16 protein-coding genes are annotated in these 19,784 nt (G+C 63.0%); 12 read left to right on the top strand and 4 right to left on the bottom strand.

Features of this window, described 5'->3' with window-relative positions:
• Positions 1-55 precede the first annotated feature (55 nt).
• Positions 56-550 (top strand): MarR family winged helix-turn-helix transcriptional regulator, encoded by a 495-nt coding sequence (locus YY7_RS0119630; protein ID WP_245287332.1) that lies wholly within the window; start codon positions 56-58, stop codon positions 548-550.
• A 309-nt stretch (positions 551-859) separates the two neighbouring features.
• Complete coding sequence (locus YY7_RS52230) at positions 860-2,278, top strand: cytosine permease (RefSeq protein ID WP_035690468.1); 1,419 nt, start codon at positions 860-862, stop codon at positions 2,276-2,278.
• Positions 2,279-2,576: 298 nt separating this feature from the next.
• Here the strand turns inward: YY7_RS52230 and YY7_RS0119640 are convergent, their stop codons facing one another.
• A complete protein-coding gene (locus YY7_RS0119640; protein WP_245287333.1) occupies positions 2,577-5,342 on the bottom strand; it encodes an ATP-binding protein in 2,766 nt (921 codons plus the stop codon).
• Positions 5,343-5,729: 387 nt separating this feature from the next.
• Between YY7_RS0119640 and YY7_RS0119645 the strand changes: the two genes are divergently transcribed.
• Both YY7_RS0119645 and YY7_RS0119650 read left to right on the top strand, forming a co-directional pair.
• Positions 5,730-7,127 (top strand): NfeD family protein, encoded by a 1,398-nt coding sequence (locus YY7_RS0119645; RefSeq protein WP_028164703.1) that lies wholly within the window; start codon positions 5,730-5,732, stop codon positions 7,125-7,127.
• Positions 7,124-7,882 carry a slipin family protein gene (locus tag YY7_RS0119650; protein WP_028164704.1) on the top strand — a complete coding sequence of 253 codons (759 nt, stop codon included), beginning with the start codon at positions 7,124-7,126 and terminating at the stop codon, positions 7,880-7,882. Before YY7_RS0119645 ends, YY7_RS0119650 begins: the two co-directional genes overlap by 4 nt.
• Positions 7,883-7,948: 66 nt before the next feature.
• Here the strand turns inward: YY7_RS0119650 and YY7_RS64770 are convergent, their stop codons facing one another.
• The 3 genes from YY7_RS64770 to YY7_RS0119665 all read right to left on the bottom strand — a co-directional run bounded on the left by YY7_RS64770 (position 7,949) and on the right by YY7_RS0119665 (position 10,415).
• On the bottom strand, positions 7,949-8,323 hold the full coding sequence (locus tag YY7_RS64770) for a hypothetical protein (protein ID WP_051396808.1): 375 nt from the start codon (positions 8,321-8,323) through the stop codon (positions 7,949-7,951).
• A gap of 350 nt (positions 8,324-8,673) precedes the next feature.
• Positions 8,674-9,057 (bottom strand): carboxymuconolactone decarboxylase family protein, encoded by a 384-nt coding sequence (locus YY7_RS0119660; RefSeq protein WP_028164705.1) that lies wholly within the window; start codon positions 9,055-9,057, stop codon positions 8,674-8,676.
• Entirely contained in the window at positions 9,054-10,415 is a 1,362-nt protein-coding gene (locus YY7_RS0119665; protein ID WP_028164706.1) for an MmgE/PrpD family protein, read from the bottom strand. Before YY7_RS0119665 ends, YY7_RS0119660 begins: the two co-directional genes overlap by 4 nt.
• A gap of 197 nt (positions 10,416-10,612) precedes the next feature.
• On the opposite strand from YY7_RS0119665, the gene YY7_RS0119670 reads away from it, so the two are divergent.
• From YY7_RS0119670 to YY7_RS0119705, 8 genes are all read left to right on the top strand, one after another.
• Positions 10,613-11,506 carry an NAD(P)-dependent oxidoreductase gene (locus tag YY7_RS0119670; RefSeq protein ID WP_028164707.1) on the top strand — a complete coding sequence of 298 codons (894 nt, stop codon included), beginning with the start codon at positions 10,613-10,615 and terminating at the stop codon, positions 11,504-11,506.
• A gap of 29 nt (positions 11,507-11,535) precedes the next feature.
• On the top strand, positions 11,536-12,933 hold the full coding sequence (locus YY7_RS0119675) for an MmgE/PrpD family protein (protein WP_028164708.1): 1,398 nt from the start codon (positions 11,536-11,538) through the stop codon (positions 12,931-12,933).
• Between the two features lie 115 nt (positions 12,934-13,048).
• On the top strand, positions 13,049-13,984 hold the full coding sequence (locus YY7_RS0119680; protein WP_028164709.1) for a branched-chain amino acid ABC transporter permease: 936 nt from the start codon (positions 13,049-13,051) through the stop codon (positions 13,982-13,984).
• Entirely contained in the window at positions 13,981-15,759 is a 1,779-nt protein-coding gene (locus tag YY7_RS0119685; protein ID WP_035690469.1) for a branched-chain amino acid ABC transporter ATP-binding protein/permease, read from the top strand. The genes YY7_RS0119680 and YY7_RS0119685 overlap by 4 nt, the downstream gene beginning before the upstream one ends.
• The gene (locus YY7_RS0119690) at positions 15,746-16,453 is read left to right on the top strand and encodes an ABC transporter ATP-binding protein (protein ID WP_028164711.1); all 708 of its coding nucleotides are present in this window, start codon (positions 15,746-15,748) and stop codon (positions 16,451-16,453) included. The genes YY7_RS0119685 and YY7_RS0119690 overlap by 14 nt, the downstream gene beginning before the upstream one ends.
• 34 nt (positions 16,454-16,487) lie before the next feature.
• Positions 16,488-17,723, top strand: coding sequence for an ABC transporter substrate-binding protein (locus YY7_RS0119695; protein WP_028164712.1), 1,236 nt, complete (start codon positions 16,488-16,490; stop codon positions 17,721-17,723).
• A gap of 36 nt (positions 17,724-17,759) precedes the next feature.
• Positions 17,760-18,995, top strand: coding sequence for an ABC transporter substrate-binding protein (locus YY7_RS0119700; RefSeq protein WP_028164713.1), 1,236 nt, complete (start codon positions 17,760-17,762; stop codon positions 18,993-18,995).
• Between the two features lie 18 nt (positions 18,996-19,013).
• Positions 19,014-19,784, top strand: coding sequence for an SDR family oxidoreductase (locus YY7_RS0119705; RefSeq protein WP_028164714.1), 771 nt, complete (start codon positions 19,014-19,016; stop codon positions 19,782-19,784).

Consider the following 19,784-nt stretch of genomic DNA (forward strand, 5'->3'; position numbering starts at 1 on the left):
CGCGTGCATCCGAATCGGGCTAGTCGCGCCACGTTCCAAGGCTGGAGACTGTGCGTTGCAGCAAGCGAAGATCCGTCGTGGTGAGATCAGACATCGCCCTTGGCCGTTGTCACAAAGACCTGGGTTCCTGATCCGGCGCCTGCATCAGATCCACGTCGCGCTGTTCCAGGAAGCGTGCGGCGAATTCGAAATAACGCCACTGCAATACAGCCTGCTTTCGGCGTTGGCGGTGCGAGGAACCGCCGATCAGACCACGTTGGCGGGCGATATCGCGTTGGATCGGACCACGACGACCGGCGCGCTGAAGCGGCTCGCTGCCCGCAATCTGGTCGAACGGGCCGTCAACAAGGACGACCGACGCGCTCGGCTCTGCCGGTTGACATCGGCCGGAACGGCCCTGCTCTCCCGGATCGAGGCGTCGGCGCGGGCCGCCCATCGCGCCACTCTTGCCGGCTTGACAGAGAAGGAACGCGGCTTGTTCATCGAAATGATGCAACGTATCGTTGCAGGCAACGCCAGTCGCGACAGCGCGACTGCCCTTTTCGACTAGATGGAACACGAGCCGCTGGCTGTCTTTTTGGCGCGGGCTGCACAATCCGTGATCGCACGCTCGCAATTGCGGTCCCGGCTCTGCTGACGCCCGGACTAGCATGACCAAGCGATGCAACAGCCGGCCTGCACGTCGACATCGACCAAGAGCGATGCCGTCTCGGCCTTGAAAAGACAGCGTCAATTCTTCGAACCACCCGCCGCGTCGGCGCGCGAGCAGCAGGCTTCGCGGCTACACCCTACTTCCATGGCACGATTGTTGCTGCGTCCGCCGATTACGAAGCGTGCTTCGTATTGAACGGGGGATGTCATGACGGATTCCGAGCTTCGCGCCGATATTCATAGCATCGAGCCTATTCCTGATGCTGACCGGGACTCCACCGGACCGCAGCAAATGTGGATCTGGGCAGGCGCCAATATCGCGCCGGTCAACTGGGCCCTCGGCGCGCTTGGCATCATCCTGAAGCTCGGCCTTATGGAAACGATCGCGGTGATCGTGATCGGCAACATCATCGGCTGCGCGATCTTTGCGTCCTTCACCGTGATGGGCCACAGGACCGGCGTCAACCAAATGGTCTTGAGCCGTTCGGCCTTCGGCGTTCGCGGCGCCTATCTGCCGAGCATCCTGATGTTCCTGATGACGCTGTGCTGGATCGGCGTGAACACCTACTTCCCCGTGAAGATCGCAGTCGCCATCCTTGGTCAGTTCGGCATTCCCGACACCTGGCTGGTCGAGATCATCATCATCACGCTGGTGATGGTGCTTCAGGTCGGGATCGGCGTGTACGGCTTCTACGCGATCCGGACCTTCGAGAAGTACACGGTGCCAGCGACGGTTGCCATCATGATCCTGATGAGCGTGCTGGCGTGGTCGCGCCCGGGCGTCGTCAACTGGGGCCTCACCACGTCCCTTTCGGGTGGCGCGCATCTGGCGATGCTGACGCTGCTGATGACAGCGATCGGCGTCGGCTGGGGCATCTCCTGGGTCACCTGGGCTTCGGACTATTCGCGCTTCGTGCCGAAGAGCGTGCCCTCGAGCTCCGTGTTCTGGTACAGCTATGTCGGCATGTTCGTCCCGAGCGTGTGGCTCGCCATCCTGGGCGCGACGATCGCCAGCACGACACTGGATACCGATCCGGCCAAGATGGTCAGCGCGGTGTTCGGCGGTCCGACCAGCATCCTGGTGCTGCTGATGGTGCTGCACGGACCGATCGCGACCAATATCCTCAATGTCTATTCGGCTGCGCTCGCCGCGCTTAGCGCAGGCTTCAGGCTCTCGCGCGTCGCGCTAGCGATCATCGTCGGCATCGCCGGCTATCTGGTCACGCTCTACTTCATCTTCGCACCGTCCTTTGCGAAGGCATTCGACAACTGGATGATCAGCCTGTTGTTGTGGATGAGCCCGTGGGCCGGTGTCGTGCTCGCCGACTTCTACATCAAGCGAAAGGGCCAGATCGACGTCGCCGAACTCTACCGCTCGCCGGAAACCAGCGCCTATGGCGATATCAATTGGGGCGGAATCATCGCCTTCCTGGCAGGTCTCGTTGCAGGCTGGTCGGTCGAAGACGGCCTCGTCAGCGCGTTGCAGGGACCAATCTCGACGGGTCTGCTCGGCGGCGCCGATCTCAGCTGGCTCTTTGGCATCGGCGTATCGGCTGCGGTATATCTGGCGGTCGGCAAGCGGGCGACCGCCACAACGCCTGTTGCCGCGACCAGCGCGAGCCAGTGAAGGGGTAATGGATCGCCACCTGACGTCGCGCCCTGGCAAGGCCAAGCCTGCGTCCGCTTCCGATCGCTGTGGATCCAAGGTCCGCAGATGGAGCAGGCCTGTGTTCTCGCGACAGGCTCGGCTGACCGAGGCTTCCCGTATCGGCTGCCAACTATGCCACGAGCAGCGCGAAGGAAAAGGTAGCGCCACCTTCCGGTTCATTGGCAGCGAATAGTTCGCCGCCATGTTGGCGTACGATGCCGTAACTGATCCACAGGCCGGGCCCCGGATCGGCGACGACGGCACGACCCAGGGCGGCTCACTCGGTGGAAAACTGCGCCATCGTTGCTTTTGCGCTTCTCAGGTCCGAAATCTCGAACCCCTCGGTGAACTTTCCGTACACGGAGGCAAGGATGTGGTGCGCGTTGGCAGGACGGTCCTGAGTGGCTCTCAATCGCGCAAAACTGATTGCCGTCCTCAGCTCCCAAAACAGCGCGCCCTGGCTGCGCGCCACCTGTAGCGATCTGTCGAAGGACTGCTCGGCGGCAACAACCGAACGATGTTCACCGGCGTGGAGCAGCAGCTCGCCTTTGATGCGCAACAGCTCGGCCTGGTACCATTGCTCTTCCCTCGCCTCGCAACGCGCAAGCGCCTCATTGACGGCAATAAGCCCCTGCGCGACGTCGCCTGCCTCGCCGAGACAGATCGCCAATTCGCCAAGAGGAAGCAGGAAGCGCGGCAAAAACCGCGCCTCGCCCGCCAGCTCGAGCGCTTTCCGCAGCACCGGCAATCCCGTCGCAACGCCGCCGCGCCTAGCCATCACCATGCCTCTGAAGGCGCGGGCCCACAAATTCCACAGGCGGATCGGGTGCCGCTCAGTATGCTCGATCAACAGTGCACAGTAGCGTTCCGCCGCATCGAGGTCGCCGGCAAGGAAAGTGATCGGGCAGGCGCCCTGCCCCAGCACGCTGCAGAACGTCAGCGCGTGGCCGCTCGCTCGGCCTTCCTCGATGTTGTGTTCGACCACGCGCAAGGCCTGGTCGGCTAGCCCCATGAGCCACAGGATGCGAGCCTGGAAATAGTGCGCCGATACTCTTAGGTCGAAGCGAAAGCGGATCACCTGCGGCTTTGGCGATAGATCCGAAAGGCGCGACAAGGTCCGCGTGATGTAATGATGCGCGAGGTTCTGGTCGCCGAGGTAGTGCAGCGTGGTAGCCAGCAGCCGATCGGCCATCATCAGGTCGACGGAGTTGCTCGAGCCACCTGCGATTTCGGCGAAGCGGAGCGCAAACTCCAGCGCCTTGCGAAATTCTCCGTTGTTGAACTGATCGATGCACAGTCCCCACAGCGCGCGCAGCAAATAATCGGCGTCGCCGAGTTGCTCTGCGAGTTGCAACGCCAAGGCCCAGGCGGGACCGGCCTCGCGGGCCCTACCGACGCCATACATCAGCGACCAGGCGTGTGCGGCCGAAAGCTGCATGCGCAGGCGCAATGCTTCTGGGCAAGCTTCATCGATCCTTGCCAGCGCCAACTCGGTGCGCTCGCGGCACTCCGCGAGCAGCGACAGTTGTACCCAGAGCGGCACCGCGGCCGCGGTCAATGCCACACCAATCTGCGCATCGCCGCTGGGGGAGAATGCCCAATCAAGGCTGGCACGCACGTTGTCGATATGCCGGCCGTAAATGGCAAGCCACTCCGCCTGCGGCTTCAACTCGCTTTCGGCTTCTGCATTGGCGAAGAAGACGCGATAATATTGCGCGTGACGGCGCGCTGCATCGAAATATTCCCCTGAGCCATGCAGCTTTTCCAGCGCGTAAGCGCGCGTCGTATCCAGCAGGCGGTAGTGCGGCCGGTCGCCACGAATGTCGGCGACGGCAAGGGATTTTGCGACCAGATTGGCGAGGTGGTCGGTGACTTCGCCCTTCTCGTGATCGCCGGCAACCGCAATCACTGCGTCGAGCAGGAAATCGCCGGCGAAGATGCCGAGCCGCCGCAGGACCCGCGCCTCCGCCTCCGGCAGCAGGTCATAGCTCCAGTCGAGCGTCGCGCGCAGCGTTTGCTGCCGGGGCAGCGCTGTGCGCCGGCCCGTCGTGAGGAATTTAAATCTGTCGTCCAGAAGCGCCGCGATCTTGGGCGGACCAAGCATCGCCGCGCGTGCCGCGGCAAACTCAATGGCGAGCGGAATGCCGTCGAGCCGGCGGCAAATAGCGGCGATGGCGCCAAGATTCTCCTCGTCGCGCTCGAAGCTAGAACCCTGCGCCTTCGCCCTGGTCATGAACAGTTCGACTGCGGTGTGTTCAAAGATGGCGTCCGGTGCGAGCAGAGGCTCAGGCGGCACTTCCAGTGGAGGCACGCGATAGACATGTTCGCCATCGATACGCAGGGCCTCGCGGCTGGTCGCGACAATGGTCGTACCGGGGCAGCGGCTGACGATCGTCTCGGTCAGCCTAGCTACGGCACCAATGACATGCTCGCAATTGTCGAAAACGACCAGCAACTCTCGCGCTCCGATGGCACGCGCGATGGCCTCTGCGCAGATATCTTCACCTTCCAGTTTGATGCCGAGCACGCCGGCAACCGCTGAAGGCACGAGTTCGGGATTTGAAAGCGAGGCCAGTTCGATGAGGAACCGGTCGGCCGTCAGTCCGGCCGGCGGCGACCTGGCCGCCTGCAGCGCCAGCGCTGTCTTGCCGATCCCGCCAGGCCCGACGAGACTCACGACTCGATAGGCCGACAGAAGCTCCCATAGGTGAGCGATCGCCGTAGCGCGACCGATGAGATTGAACGTCGCGGCCGTAATGTTGGTCGACGGCGACAGTTCAGGCGCAGCCGGCTGAGCCGGCGCATCGACATGCCGGATCTGCCATGATCCCAGAAGGCGATATCCCCGGCCGACCGTCGTGGCCAGCATGTCGCGATCCGAACCGAGGGCCTTGCGGATCGCCGCGATGTGCACACGAAGCGCGCCCTCCTCGACGAATACCCCCCGCCAGACCCGCTTGGTCAAATCACTCTTGGGAACCAGTTCGCCTTCTGCCTGGACCAATTCCGCAATGATCTCAAAGGCCCGTCCACCCAACGGCACGGCCACTCCCTGAGAGCGCAATTCCCGTCTGGCAAGATCGATTTCCCATCCCGCGCATGCATAGATGGGGCGCAGGCCTGATGCGGCCGTCATTTAGAGAAGCCCCAAGCAGTTGGTAAATTTCCACCCAGGCGACCAGCCTATCATCAGCCCAGTCGAAAGAAACCACCCAGGCGAGAACCAACTGAGGACTGCTTCGCCTGCAGTCTGCCGCACCGGATCGGTTCAGCCTTTTCAAGAACGGAAGCAGGCGCCTGATGAGAACTCCGCGCGCGGCGCATACGTCGACCGTAGCTATCGCACCGCACAACGGCATCCGCGTACGTGGTCCACGGCCATTGAGGTTCCTGGACGGAACCCCATATCTTCGACAAGGGAGTCCTTGCCGTGCAGACCGTAAAGGCGGCCCTCGTTGCGGCGATTGCAATCGTCGCTCTGGTTGTCTCCCTCCTTCCCGGCTTAGCGGAGGAGAACCGCAGTCTTGCACTGACCATTTCGCTCGACGGAGCGATCGGACCGGCGTCGGCAAGTTACGTGAAGGACGCTCTGGCCAAGGCAGCCGAACGACGCGCGGACATTGTCATTCTGCGTCTGAATACACCGGGCGGTCTCACCACCAGCATGCGCGAGATCATCTCGGATGTGCTCGCTTCGCCTGTTCCTGTCGTAGGTTACGTCGCTCCCTCCGGAGCCCATGCCGCAAGCGCCGGGACCTATATTCTCTACGCGACCCATATCGCGGCAATGGCGCCGGGCACCAATATCGGTGCCGCGACGCCAGTGCAGATTGGCGGTCCGATACCGGGCCTGCCGGGCGGTACCCCGGACAAGGACGGCAAAGACAAGAAGGATAGCGACCAACAGCCCGAGCCAAAGGATGCGATGACGGCAAAGGTGACGAATGATGCCGTCGCCCTCATCCGCAGCCTCGCAGAACTGCGCGGCCACAATGCCGACTGGGCCGAGAAGGCGGTGCGCGAGGCCGCGACCCTCTCCGCCAACGGCGCGTTGCAGGAACATGTCATCGATCTCATCGCACGCGATCCGGCCGAACTGCTCGCGAAGGTCGATGGTCGCGTCGTCGAGGTTGCAAGTGGCAAGACGCAACGTCTGGCCACGAAGGACGCGGTCGTCGAAATAATCGATCCTGGATGGATCTCCCGGTTCCTGGCGGTCATCACTGATCCCAACGTCGCGTTCATTCTCCTGATGGTTGGCGTCTACGGGCTCATCTTCGAATTCATGTCCCCCGGCACGGTCGCCCCCGGAGTCGTCGGCACGATCTGCCTGCTGCTGGGCCTCTACGCCCTCAATTTGCTGCCGATCAGCTACGCCGGCCTCGCCTTGATGCTGGTCGGGATCGCGCTTCTTGCCTTCGAGGCCTTCAACCCGACGGTGGTGATCGGGCTCGGCGGAGTCATCGCCTTTGTACTGGGAGCGGTCATGCTCTTCAGGGTCGAAGCGCCCGGCTACCGACTGTCGTGGTGGCTCATCGCCATCGTGACGGCGACGTTCATCGGCTTTGTTCTCGTCGTGCTCGGCTCGCTTCGGCGCGCTCGCAGCGGTCCCGTGCGGGTCGGCGCGCAAGCCATGCGAGGCCTGTCCGCCAAGGTCCTCGATTGGTCCGAGAATGAAGGTCATGTCTTCACGCACGGCGAGCGATGGCAAGCACGCGGCACCGAAACCTTCAGGCCCGGTGAGATGGTTGAGGTCGCCAACATCGTCGATCTGACGCTGGTGGTGCGGCGCGCGCCAGTCCCGACCGGCGAAGGAGGGAAATCATGATGCTTGATTACTTGACCTATGCAGCGCTTGTGCTGGTCGTCATCCTTTTCTTGAGCCAGGCCATTCGCATCCTGCGGGAATATGAGCGCGGCGTCATCTTCACGCTCGGCCGTTTCACCGGAGTGAAGGGCCCGGGCCTCATCATCCTCATTCCGGCCGTGCAGCAACTCGTGAAGGTGGATCTCAGAGTGATGGTGCAGGTCGTGCCGCCCCAGGACGTGATTTCGCGCGACAACGTCTCGGTCAAGGTCAATGCCGTTCTCTACTTTCGCATCGTCGATCCTGAGCGCGCGATCATCAAGGTCGGCGATTACATGGCCGCGACCAGCCAGCTCGCACAAACCACGCTGCGCTCGGTACTCGGCAAGCACGAACTTGACGAGATGCTGGCAGAACGCGACAGGTTAAACGCTGACATCCAGGAGATCCTCGACAAGCAGACCGATGTGTGGGGCATCAAGGTGACGGGAATCGAGATCAAGGATGTCGATATCAACGAAACCATGGTGCGCGCAATCGCCAAGCAGGCCGAAGCGGAACGGCTGCGACGCGCCAAAGTGATCAATGCGATGGGCGAACAGCAGGCCGCCGAGAAGCTCGTCGAGGCCGGCCGGATCCTCGCACAGGAGCCGCAGGCGATGCAGCTACGCTATTTCGCGGCGCTGCACGACATCGCGGGCGAACGGTCCTCGACCGTGGTCTTTCCGCTCCCGATGAATCTGTTTGACCACCTTGCTCGGCGGGAGTCAGCGTGATCTGGCCGTTTTCCTGAAGGAGTACCGATCGTGTGAGGCACGCGCGACGATGATTGTTTCCCAAGATCATCGCGCTTTAGGCTCGACGGCAGGCTCCAGGCTGCGCAGCCAGGCAAGCCGGGCGATGGCACGCTCGGCCAGCATCTGCAGAAGCTCAAGACAGACCGGATCGTCCGTGCGTTCGGCGCCGTCGAGATAGGCGTCGGTCAGAGCCTCGGCGATGGCCTGGGCATCAGTTGCCTGCAGCAGCGCCGGAGAAAAGGATCCGAATCCGGCGGCGCGGGCCGACATCAGTTCGGCCTCTTCGCGAAGCTCGCGAGCGCGGCTGTGCGAACGTCCTTGGACGCGCGCCTTGTGCTCGCAGTGATAGGCGCCGCGGCGTTCCTTGCGCAGGGTCGCCACATGCGCAAGTTCCTCGCGTGCCATGGCTTCGGCCGCCATCCGGATCTCGGGATCTGCGGTGAAGCCGCGACATAAGTCCAGAAGGCAAACGCACGCTCTTCATTGCGCACCGCCATCGCCAGGGCGCGATAGGGGGTCGTCAAACGCGACGCCTTGATCTCCGTCATCGCCTCGTCATCGAAAGTCTCCGGCGCATTCCAGCGCACCAGCGCCGGGTCAGGCGCCTTGCCACGGCGCGAGAGCGACCAACGTGTCACACTATCGCCCGGCCGGCTCACCGCCGGTTCACACCCTCGTCTTCTTGAACGCTGAGAAACTGACGTTGCCTGGCGATCGCAGGATCGCTCGTCGGCGGCCGCCAAGACGCGGGCCGACGAGCCTCCTGCAGATCACTTCGTCTCAACTTCGTTGAAAGCGTCGCGAGCATTGCGGAATGCGTCTATGCCGGCGGGCACGCCGCAATAGACGGCGACCTGTAGCAATATTTCCTTGATCTCGTCCTTGGTAAGTCCATTCTTCAGGGCGCCCTTGACGTGAAGCTTCAGTTCATGCGGCCGATTAAGCGCGCCGAGCATGGCCAGGTTGACGATCGAGCGAGTACGCCGATCGAGCCCGGGCCTTGTCCACAGCGCACCCCAGCAGAACTCGGTCGACCATTCCGCCATCGTCCGGGTGAATTCGTCGGCGCCTGCGATCGATTTGTTGACGTAGTCCTCGCCGAGCACTTCCTTGCGAACTTTGAGGCCCTTTTCGAACAACTCGCTTTTGCTCATAATCGTCCTTTCAGGTTTGGAGAGCATTGCATCAGTTCGGAGATGTCATCGAGCACATCGATTTGCCGGACTGCCTCGATGACGCCGTCCGCGTCCCAATCGCTACCACCGGCCCGCGCGCAGTCGCGTAGCTTGGCTTCGATGTCGCGATCGGTGAGCGGATTGGCCAGACTACCCCGCGGGGACATGACGGTTTCGGTGAAGACTTCGCCGGATGTCAGGCGCACATTCACCCGTGCCGCGCCATCGGGCATCGTGTCGTCACGATCAGCCCTCACCTTCTGTCGCAACTGCACGACGTCGGGTCGGAACACCGTCTCGTGCGCAAATTCCGCAATGCCGGCCGCGCCGATCAGTAGGCCACATGCCACGCAATGATGGATACTCACGCGCGCGTCACGCTCGTTATGTACCGGCCGATTACCTCGCGCCAGTAATAATGCGGAGCCCTGCACCGTCACAGAATCGATTTGATCGGTCCGCCCACCGATCCGATCGCGAAGGCGGAAGCAAGCGTCGATGACGGCATGGAACACGATGCCGGCTGGATAGGGCTTGTAGGTATTTCTTGCGATCTCCCAGGTATTGCCGAGGCCACCAAGCAGACGGTCGAGATCGGGTTCGTCGCCCATGGTGCGCGCCCATCCGAGAGGCCCTTCGATGGCGCGGGGCGCGGCCGCATACCCCTGCTGAGCGAGCAGTGCGGCAAAAAGCCCGTTGCGCGCGGCATTGCCGACGCTCACATTCTTGGCGGCGGTCGGCAGGTTCTCGACATTGCCTGCCGACTGGCTTGCGGCAATCCCGATCGCGTCGGCAATGCCGTCGGCCTGTAGTCTCAGCAGCTTTGCACAGGCGGCTGCCGCGCCAAATATCCCGCAGGTCGAGGTGATATGCCAGCCGCGCGCATAGTGGCGCGGCGAGACCGCATTGCCGATGCGACACTCGACCTCGACGCCGAGGATGAAGGCCGTCAACACATCGCGTCCCGACAGTTTGCGCGCCTGCCCGAGTGCCAGCACCGGAGCTGCAACCGGCGCGGCCGGATGAATGATCGTTTCGGGATGGGTGTCGTCGAAGTCGAGCAGGTTGGCGGAGATGGCGTTGATGAATGACGCGCACAGGGCATCGAGCCGCTCGGAGCGGCCGATGATCGCGGAGGTCTGAGAGCCGCTGAACGGCGACAATGTCTGCAGGGCGGTCGTCACCGCCGGATCGTGGGCCGAACCCAGTGCGGTCGCGAAGAAGTTGAGAATGGACCGTTTGGCGTCGTGACCTTGCCTCGCGACATCCGCCCATGATGTGGCGGCGACAAATTCGCCGAGCGTCCGGCTGACGCTTGAAACCTCGTTTTGTGTCACCTGAGCGGATTCCTCGGTTTTCAAAAACCATAAGCCGACCCGCGGCCAACTGTCGACCACAAAATGTTCTGCTTGACAGATTGACTGACAATCCGAACAGTGAGGACCGCGGGTGCAGGAACTGCTGCCTCGATGACGACAAACGACAACAACAAGAGCGCGTTCGTCCTGGAAACGCGCGGGCACGGGAGTGAACGATGGCGGGAGAGACGCTCGGCGTCCTTGGCACGGGTCGCATGGGCGGCCCCATGGCGGGGCGATTGATGGACGCCGGCTATTCGCTGGTCGTCTACGATACACAGAGCGAAGCGACAGAGCCGCTGGTCAAGCGCGGTGCACAGCTGGCCAAGTCGCCTGCCGATGTCGCCTCTCGCGCGGATATCGTGCTGGCCAGCCTGCCCACTCCAGACGTTGTGAAGGCGGTCGCGCTCGGTCCGGATGGGATCAGCAGCGGGAGCCGCGCGCGAATCGTGATCGATCTGTCCACCACCGGCCCGGGCGCAGCCAAGCTCGTGGCAGAGGGCCTGCAAGCAAAAGGCATGACACTGGTCGATGCGCCCGTGAGTGGCGGCATCAAAGGTGCTGTCAACGGCACGCTGGCGGTCATGGTGTCGTGTCCGCAGACGACCTATGAGACCGTCCAGCCAATCCTGAAGAACTTCGGCAAGCTGTTCTACACCGGCGACAAGCCCGGCATGGCGCAGACAGCCAAGCTCGCCAACAATCTGATGGCAGCAGCGGCTCTGGTCATCACATCCGAAGCCATGGCGATGGGCGTGAAGGGCGGCGTCAACGCCAAGGTCCTGATCGATATCATCAATGCCAGCAGCGGCCGCAACAGCGCATCCGAAGACAAGTTCCCGCGTTCGGTGTTGCCCGGCACTTTCGATTTCGGCTTCACCACCGGCCTCTCCTACAAGGACGTCCGGCTGTGCGTCGATGAGGCCGAAGCCATGGGCGTGCCCATGGTGTGCGGCGCCGTGGTGCGGCAAATGCTCGCGATCACCAATGCCAAATATGGCGCCGCATCCGATTTCACCTCGATCGCCAAGGTGGTCGAGGAGTGGGCCGGAGTGCAAATGCGCGGCTGATCACAACGCTTCAGGGAGCAGCGATTGCGATGACGATCGGCCCGACCGGATCCGGCAAGGCATCGCTCGCGCGGCAGATGGCGCGATCCGCGCTTGCCGTCGATCTCGCGGATTTCGAGCCCGACGTGATCGCGAAAGCAAAGGCCTGCCTGCTCGATTTCCTGTCCTGCGCCTTCGAGGCAGGCACTCACCCCTGGAGCCGTCAGGCTGTCACGATCGCGCACGCCGCTAGCGACGGCGCAACCATCATCGGTAGCTCGCGGCTTGCCTCACCGGCTGACGCGGCTTTCGCCAACGCCGTGATGGGGCATGGGCTGGTGCGAGAAGACATGCATGCCGCCAGCATATCGCATCATGGCGTCGTGATCTGGCCAACCCTGCTCGCGCTATCGGAGCAGGCTCCGCTGCGTGGCACCACCCTGCTCGCCGCCGCCATCATCGGTTACGAGACAGGTGCGCGGATTGGCCGGGCGCTCTTTACGTCCGAGCTCGCACGCTTGTACCGCCCGACGGGGTTGGTTGCACCGCTTGGTGCAGCACTGGCCGGAAGCTTCGCACTCGGGCTGTCCGAGGACGCCGCGACCAGCGCCATGGCCATCGCCGCCAACACCTCAAGCGGCTTGAACCAGTGGCCACACACTGGCGCCTCAGACATGTATTTTCATCCCGGCTTCGCTACAAGCAATGCGGTCAAGGCAATAGGCCTCGCCGCAGCCGGCGCATTCGGGTCGGAGATGATCCTCGAAGGCGAAGCCGGCCTGTTCGCGGCCTATCGGCGTGAGACGGCGCCCATCAGCATCGAACTCTTCGGCGGCGGCGAGTGCGAGATCATGGCCGTCTACAACAAGCCGGCACCGGCCTGTAACTTCGCCCAAACCGCGGCGCAGGCCGCGCTTCGAGCCTCGCACGAACTCGCCGACACGGATGATGTCGATCGCATCATCATTCGCGCTCCGGATGCCGCTGTTCGCTATCCCGGATGCGACTCGAAGGGGCCTTACCGGAACGCACTGCAGGCCAAGATGAGCATTCCGTTCAGCGTCGCAGCGACGCTTGCGCGGGGTGAGATCGAGGAAGACAACTACGCGGAACTGGACGATCCCGAAATCCTCCGTCTCGTTGCAGCAACCAGCCTGCGGAGTGATCCCGGCTTCACCGCTTCTTTCCCCGGCAAGCAAGGCGCGGAAGTGACTGTGTTCCTGCGTGACGGAAGAACGATCAAACACGCCCTGGCCGATGTCGTTCCGGCAACGCCTACAGATATTCGCGCACGTTTTCGAACTGCGGCAACGCGCGTCATCGGCGAAGACCGCGCGCAACGCCTCGAACAACTCGTCGATGGCTGCGAGCAGCTTGGCGATGCCAGCGTGATCGCGGCGCAATGCCGGCTGGACTCGCCGGAGCGGATTTTGCGATCGGCGTCATAGGAAACGCCAGACATTGCGGAGGTGAAATGGCGGACCGGGAGACCAGCGTTGTAGCGACGACAGCGAAGGACGGCCGGCAAAATGGCCTTATCCCTGCGCCGCGGAGATCTTGCTGATGGAAGGATTTCTGCAAGCGCTCGCCGCAGGCCTGCTGATCGGTGCCGTCTACGGCCTGATGTGCGTCGGACTTGGCCTGATCTTCGGCGTCATGCGGGTCATCAATTTCGCCCATGGCGATTTCATGATGCTTGGCATGTATGTCGCCTTCTACCTGTTCACCGCCGCTGGCGTCCAGGCCGTCTTCGGCAATGCTGTCGGACCGTTCATCGCGATCCTGCTGGCCGGCCCTGTGCTCGCGCTGTTCGGCTATGTCGTTCACCTTACCCTGATTTCGCATGTGTCGGGCACACGCACGGCCTCGCTCGAGGGTGAAGGTCACTATGCTCAGCTCATCCTGACGCTTGGCATCGCGCTGATCCTCCAGAATGGCGGCCTCATCATCTTCGGGTCGGTGCTGGCTTCGATCCGCACGCCACTGTCGAGCTCGGCGTGGGAACTCGGCCCGGTCTTCGATATGAGCATCTTCATCAACAAGGCGCGCGGCATCGACGCTGTCGTTTCGCTTTTGATCATGACGCTGCTGTCGCTCTTGATCACGCGGTCGCGAATCGGAAAATCGCTTCGTGCCGCCGCCGACAATCCGACCGCCGCGACCTATATGGGCATTGATGTCGATCGTGCGCACCGTACCGCCTTCGCGCTCGGCTCCGGCATCACGGCCATTGCCGGCGGCCTGCTCGCCACCAACTATCCGTTCCATCCGTTCGTCGGGCTCGAATACGTCATCGTCATGTATGCCGGCGTCGTTCTCGGCGGCATGGGCAGCATCATCGGCGCCTTCTGGGGCGGCATGACGATCGGGCTGGTCCAGCAGATGTCGACACTTATTTTGCCGACGCAGTTGCAGAACGCCGCGATCTTTGTCGTGTTCCTCCTCATCATCTTCTTCCGCCCGCAAGGCTTCTTCGGGCGCATGGTCGAGAGGACATGACCGTGCACCAATTGCGCTCGCTGGTCCCTGCTCTCGTCTTCACGATCACTTATGCGGCGATCTCGCTCAGCGTCACCAACTCGTACTATCAACTGGTTCTGACGCTGGTCCCGGTATGGGCGGTGTTCGGTTTGTCCTGGAATCTGCTGAGCGGATACACCGGGCTGATCTCGTTCGGGCACGCCGCCTTTTTCGGGATCGGCGCCTATACGACAGCGCTCGGACAAATCTACTTCGACCTGTCGCCTTGGCTCCTGATTCCGGTCGCCGCAATGCTTGGTGGCATTGCCGGGCTGCTGATCGGATTTCCGACCTTTCGTCTGCAGGGCCACTACTTCGCGCTGGCGATGCTGGCCTATCCGCTCGCCATTCTCTACGTGTTCGAGTGGCTCGGCTTCCAGGAAGTCACGCTCCCGATCAAGCGCGACGCCCCGATCGCCTATATGCAGTTTGCCGATCCCCGGCTCTACACCTTGCTGGCGCTGGCGATCATGCTTGCCACGATCCTGCTGACGCGGGTCATCGAACGTTCCCGCTTTGGCATGGCGCTGCTGGCAATCAAGCAGAACGAGGCCGCAGCCGAGGCCGCCGGCATCAATACGCTGGCCTGGAAGCTGCGCGCGATCACGCTCAGCGGCGCGATAGCTGCCGCCATCGGTGCGTTCTATGCGCAGGTGCTGCTGGTGGTCACCCCGCAATCGGTGTTCGGCATGCTGGTGTCGGCGCAGGCGCTGACGGTTGCGATGTTCGGCGGCGTCGGCACCGTCTGGGGTCCTGTCATTGGCTCTGTGATCCTGATCCCGCTGGCCGAGATCCTGCATGCCGAGGCCGGAGCACGTTTCCCTGGCATCCAGGGCGTGATCTTCGGATTTGCCATCGTCTGCGTCATCCTGGTCGCTCCGGAAGGACTGTTCTGGAAATTGCGAGATCTCCTGCGCAAGCGGCTGGCGCCAAAAGCGGCCGCGATGGTGGATGGATCGCAAGCTCCGGCGACAACCGTGATGTCGCCGCGGCCCGCCCGACAGCGAGCCGCAACCGGCGAAGTTGTGCTTGAGGTCCGGAACCTCTCTCGCTCTTTCGGCGGCTTGAAAGCCGTCCAGAACGTCAGCTTCAAACTGCACAAGAACGAAATCCTCGGGATCATCGGCCCGAACGGCGCCGGCAAGACGACGCTTTTCAATCTCCTGAACGGCTTCCTGCGACCGAACCAGGGCGAAGTGCTGATCGATGGCCGCAACATGTCCGGCGAGCGCCCGCATACGATCTGCGAGGCCGGCGTCGGCCGCACTTTCCAGGTCATGCGTCCATTCCTGCGCATGTCGATCCTCGACAGTGTCGTGGTCGGCGCCTATGTGCGCGCACGAACTGACGAAGAGGCGCGAAAGCTTGCCGCCGACGCGGTCGCGCGCGTCGGCCTTTCTGCGGTGGCAGACCGCGTCGCCGGCGAGCTCTCGACCAAGGAACTGCGCTTGATGGAGCTCGCGCGCGCACTCGCGGGCCAGCCGCGCATCCTGTTGCTCGACGAGACGCTCGCGGGCCTCGGCCATGGCGAGGCGGATGAGGTCGTCGCCGTGATCCAGCAGCTTGCGCGCGACGGCATGACGATCGCCATCATCGAGCACACGATGCAGGCGATGGTTCGCCTGGTCGACAGCTTCCTCGTGCTCGACCATGGCGCCGTCATCACGGAGGGCGAGCCGGAGGTGGTCACGCGCGATGGCCGCGTGATCGAGGCCTATCTCGGCAAGAAATGGATGGCCCATGCTCCGCATTGAGGGATTGAGCGCGGGCTACTCGGCAAAGCCTGTCTTGAACGGTGTGTCCATCAATGTCGATGCAGGCCAGTTCGTCGCCATCGTTGGACCGAACGGCGCCGGCAAGACGACCCTGTTCAAGACCATTTCCGGCATCTTGAGGCCGAGCGGCGGCGGGATCTTCTTTAACGGTGTCGATCTCCTCGCAGTACCACCTGCGCAGCGCGCCCACCTTGGCATCGCCCACGTCCCGGAAGGCCGCCAGGTTTTTCCTTCGCTCACCGTGATGGAGAACCTGGAAATGGGCGCGATGACAGAGAGCGGCCGGCGCGACTGGGCGGCGAACATCGAACGCATCTTCGCGTGGCTACCGGTGCTCGCGGAGCGCCGCAGCCAGTTCGCAGGCACCCTGTCCGGCGGCCAGCAGCAGATGCTCGCGATTGGACGCGGCCTCGCCTCCTCGCCGAAACTGCTGATGCTGGACGAGCCTTCGATGGGGCTTGCGCCATCGACCGCGGATTTCGTCTTCGAGCGGCTGATCGAGATCCGCCGGCAGTCCGGCCTGACCATGCTGCTGGTCGAGCAGCGCGTGGCGGAGGCGCTGGAGTCCGCAGATCACGGCTATGTCCTCGAGGCCGGACGCGTCGTCCTCGAAGGCAACAACGAAACCCTGCGCGCCGACGACCGCGTGCGCAAGGCCTATCTCGGCATGTGACGAGCCAACGAACAATGGGGAGGGAGAAAACAAGATGAACAAGAGGACCAACGGATTGACCCGCCGCACCGTGCTGTCGGGTGTCGCCGCTGTCGGCCTTACGCAGGTGGCGCGCGCACAGCAACCGGCTGAGGTCAAGGTCGGCCTGATCGTGCCGCTGTCCGGCATCTATACCCGGCCAGGCCAGGTGATGAAGATGGGCGCCGAGATGGGCATCGAGCACATCAATGCGCAGGGCGGCATCAAGGCGCTCGGCGGCGCGAAGCTGAAGCTGGTGGTGATCGACTGCGGCGATACCACCGAGAAGGCCAAGAACGCGGCGCAGCGCATGGTCGCGCAGGAGCCCGACCTCGTCGCCGCCACCGGCGCCTATCTCTCCTCTTTTACTCTGGCCGTCACCGAGGTAACCGAACGCGCCGAGTTGCCGGTGCTGACATTATCCTATTCGGATCTGCTGACCGACCGCGGGTTCAAGTACATCTTCCAGACCGCCGCAACGGCGAGCCGTCAATCCGAACTCGGATTGCCGACGCTGATGAAGCTCGCAGAAGCTGCCTCTGGCAAGCGGCCGAAAACGGTGGCGATGTTGATGGACAACACCGCGACCTCGGTCGCCACAGCCAAGGCGCTCAAGGAGAAGTTGTTTGCACAGGAAGGATTGCAGCTCGTCGTCGAGGAAGTCTGGACGCCACCATTATCCGATGCCACTCCCCTGATCCAGAAGGTCCGCTCCGCGAAGCCCGACCTGCTGCTGTTCATGCCTAACGCCGTCTCGGACGCGAAGCTCGGGCTCGAAAAAATCAGCGAATTCGGCCTCGGCCAGGGCAAGATCCCGACCGTCTCCTTCAGCATCACCATCGCCGAACCGGACATGCTGCAAAGCGTCAGCCCGGAGGTCGTGCAAGGCATCATGACGATCGTCGCCAACTGGGGGTCAAAGGGTCATGAGGACCTGATCGCGGAGCTCAAGGCCAAATACAAGGAGCCCTGGATGACGCAGAACGTCATCTCGACATATGGCGATATGTGGCTGATGAAGGAAGCGCTGGAGAAGGCCGGCAAGGCTGATCGCCAGGCCGTGGCGCAGGCCTTTCGCACACTGGATGCCGGCCCGTCGAAATACTATCCGGGCGGCCAGCTCAAATTCGACGACAAGGGCCGCCGCGTCGGCGCCGGCGTCGTCATCGTGCAGTGGCAATCGGGCGTGCCGGTCACCGTCTATCCGCCCGAACTCGCGCAATCGCAGCCGTTCTGGCCGAAGAAATCCTGACGGCAGCCTCGTGACCATTCGCGGAAGAGAATCGTCATGACTGGAAGGAACCGAACCACAGTGACGCGGCGAACGCTGCTTGTGGGCGCGTCCAGCACGCTGATCGCATCCCGCGCGTGGGCACAGCAGCCACCGGAGGTGAAGGTCGGCTTGCTGGTGCCGATCTCTGGGCTCTATGCCCGCCCGGGCACGGTGATGCGTGAAGGCGCCGAAATGGCTGTCGATCACATCAATGCCCAAGGCGGCATCAAGGCGCTCGGCGGCGCCAAGCTGAAACTGGTGGTGCTGGATTCCGGCGACACCACGGAAAAGGCCAAGAATGCCGCCCAGCGCATGGTGGCCCAGGAGTCCGATCTGGTCGCGGCGAGCGGCGCCTATCTCTCCTCGTTCACGCTCGCGGTCACCGAGGTCACGGAGCGCGCCAATCTGCCCGTCCTCACCCTCTCCTACTCGGACCTGATCACCGATCGCGGCTTCAAATACGTTTTCCAGACCTCGGCAACGGCGGGCTCGCAGGCTCGCCAGGCGCTGCCGCAGATCATCAAGCTGGCGGAGACGGCTTCCGGCAAGCGGCCGAGGTCAGTTGCGATCCTCACCGACAATACGGCGGCTTCCATCGCATCCGCGAAATCGATGCGCGAGGGCCTTTTGGCGGAAAACCAGTTGCAACTGATCGTCGACGAGACGTTCACGCCGCCACTCGCGGATGCGACGTCGCTGGTGCAGAAGATACGCTCCGCGAAGCCCGATCTTCTATTCTTCCTGCCGACCGTGATTTCGGACGCGAAACTGCTGCTGGAAAAGATGAACGAGTTCGGCCTCGGCCAAGGCAAGGTGCCGACCATCTCGTTCGGCATCGCGATCGCCGAACCGGACATGCTGCAGACTGTCAGCCCGGAGCTGCTTCAAGGCGTCCTCACCTGCGTCGCAAGCTGGGGCGCCAAGGGACACGAGGCGCTGATCGCCGAGCTGAAGAGCCGCTACAAGGAGCCATGGATGACGCAGAACGCGATCTCCACCTATGGCGACATGTGGGTGATCAAGGACGCACTGGAGAAGGCCGGCAGCGCTGACCGCGTCGCCGTCGCCGAAGCCCTGCGCAACATGGATGCCGGTCCCTCGAAATACTACCCGCTGGGCGAGATCAAGTTCGACGACAAAGGCCGCCGCGTCGGCGCCGGCATGACCATCGTACAGTGGCAGTCTGGTGTGCCGGTGACGGTGTTCCCGCCGGAGCTTGCACTGGCGCAGCCCTTCTGGCCGAAAAGCTAATAGGGGAAACGCCGCGCGATGAAGGACAAATGGGCACTCGTGACCGGGGCAACCGCGGGCCTGGGATTGGCAGTGGCGGAAAGCCTTGCTGGCGCGGGGGCCAATATTGTCCTGCATGATCTCGTCGCGCCGGACGAATCCGCTGACCGGTTGCGCGCGCAATTCGGCGTCGACGTGATCACTGCGGGAGCCGACCTGTCGCAGCGCTCCGCCATCGAGGCCATGCTGGCCGACCTGCTTCGCCGCTGCGGCGCGATCGATATCCTCGTCAACAATGCCGTGGTCCGGCATTTCTCTGATCTCGAGCACTTTCCACCGGATCAATGGGAGCACGCGCTGGCGGTGAACGTGTCTGCGCCCTTCCACTTGATCCGCCTTACGCTACCCGCCATGAAGCAACGCGGCTGGGGCCGCATCATCAACATGGCCTCCATCTATTCGACCCGCGCGGTCGAAGATCGCATCGACTACGTCACCACCAAAACTGCAATCCTCGGTATCACCCGCGCCGTCGCGCTCGAAACCGCGCGCACCGGAATCACTTGCAATGCGGTCTGCCCAGGGACGCTGCCGACCCCCGCCATCCAGAGCAAGATCGCCTCCATTGCTGCCAAAACCGGCGAGTCCCTGGAGCGCGCCACGGAAAAATACCTCGCGGAGCGCCAGCCGTCCGGCCGGTTCATCGGGATGGAAGCCGTTGGCGCGCTGGTGGTGTTCCTCTGCGGCGCAGCCGCACAGGACATCACCGGGGCCAGCCTGCCGATCGATGGAGGCTGGTCAATCGCATGA

The sequence above is a fragment of the Bradyrhizobium elkanii WSM2783 genome, from assembly GCF_000472865.1.
In the GTDB taxonomy this organism is placed as follows: Bacteria; Pseudomonadota; Alphaproteobacteria; order Rhizobiales; family Xanthobacteraceae; genus Bradyrhizobium; species Bradyrhizobium elkanii_A.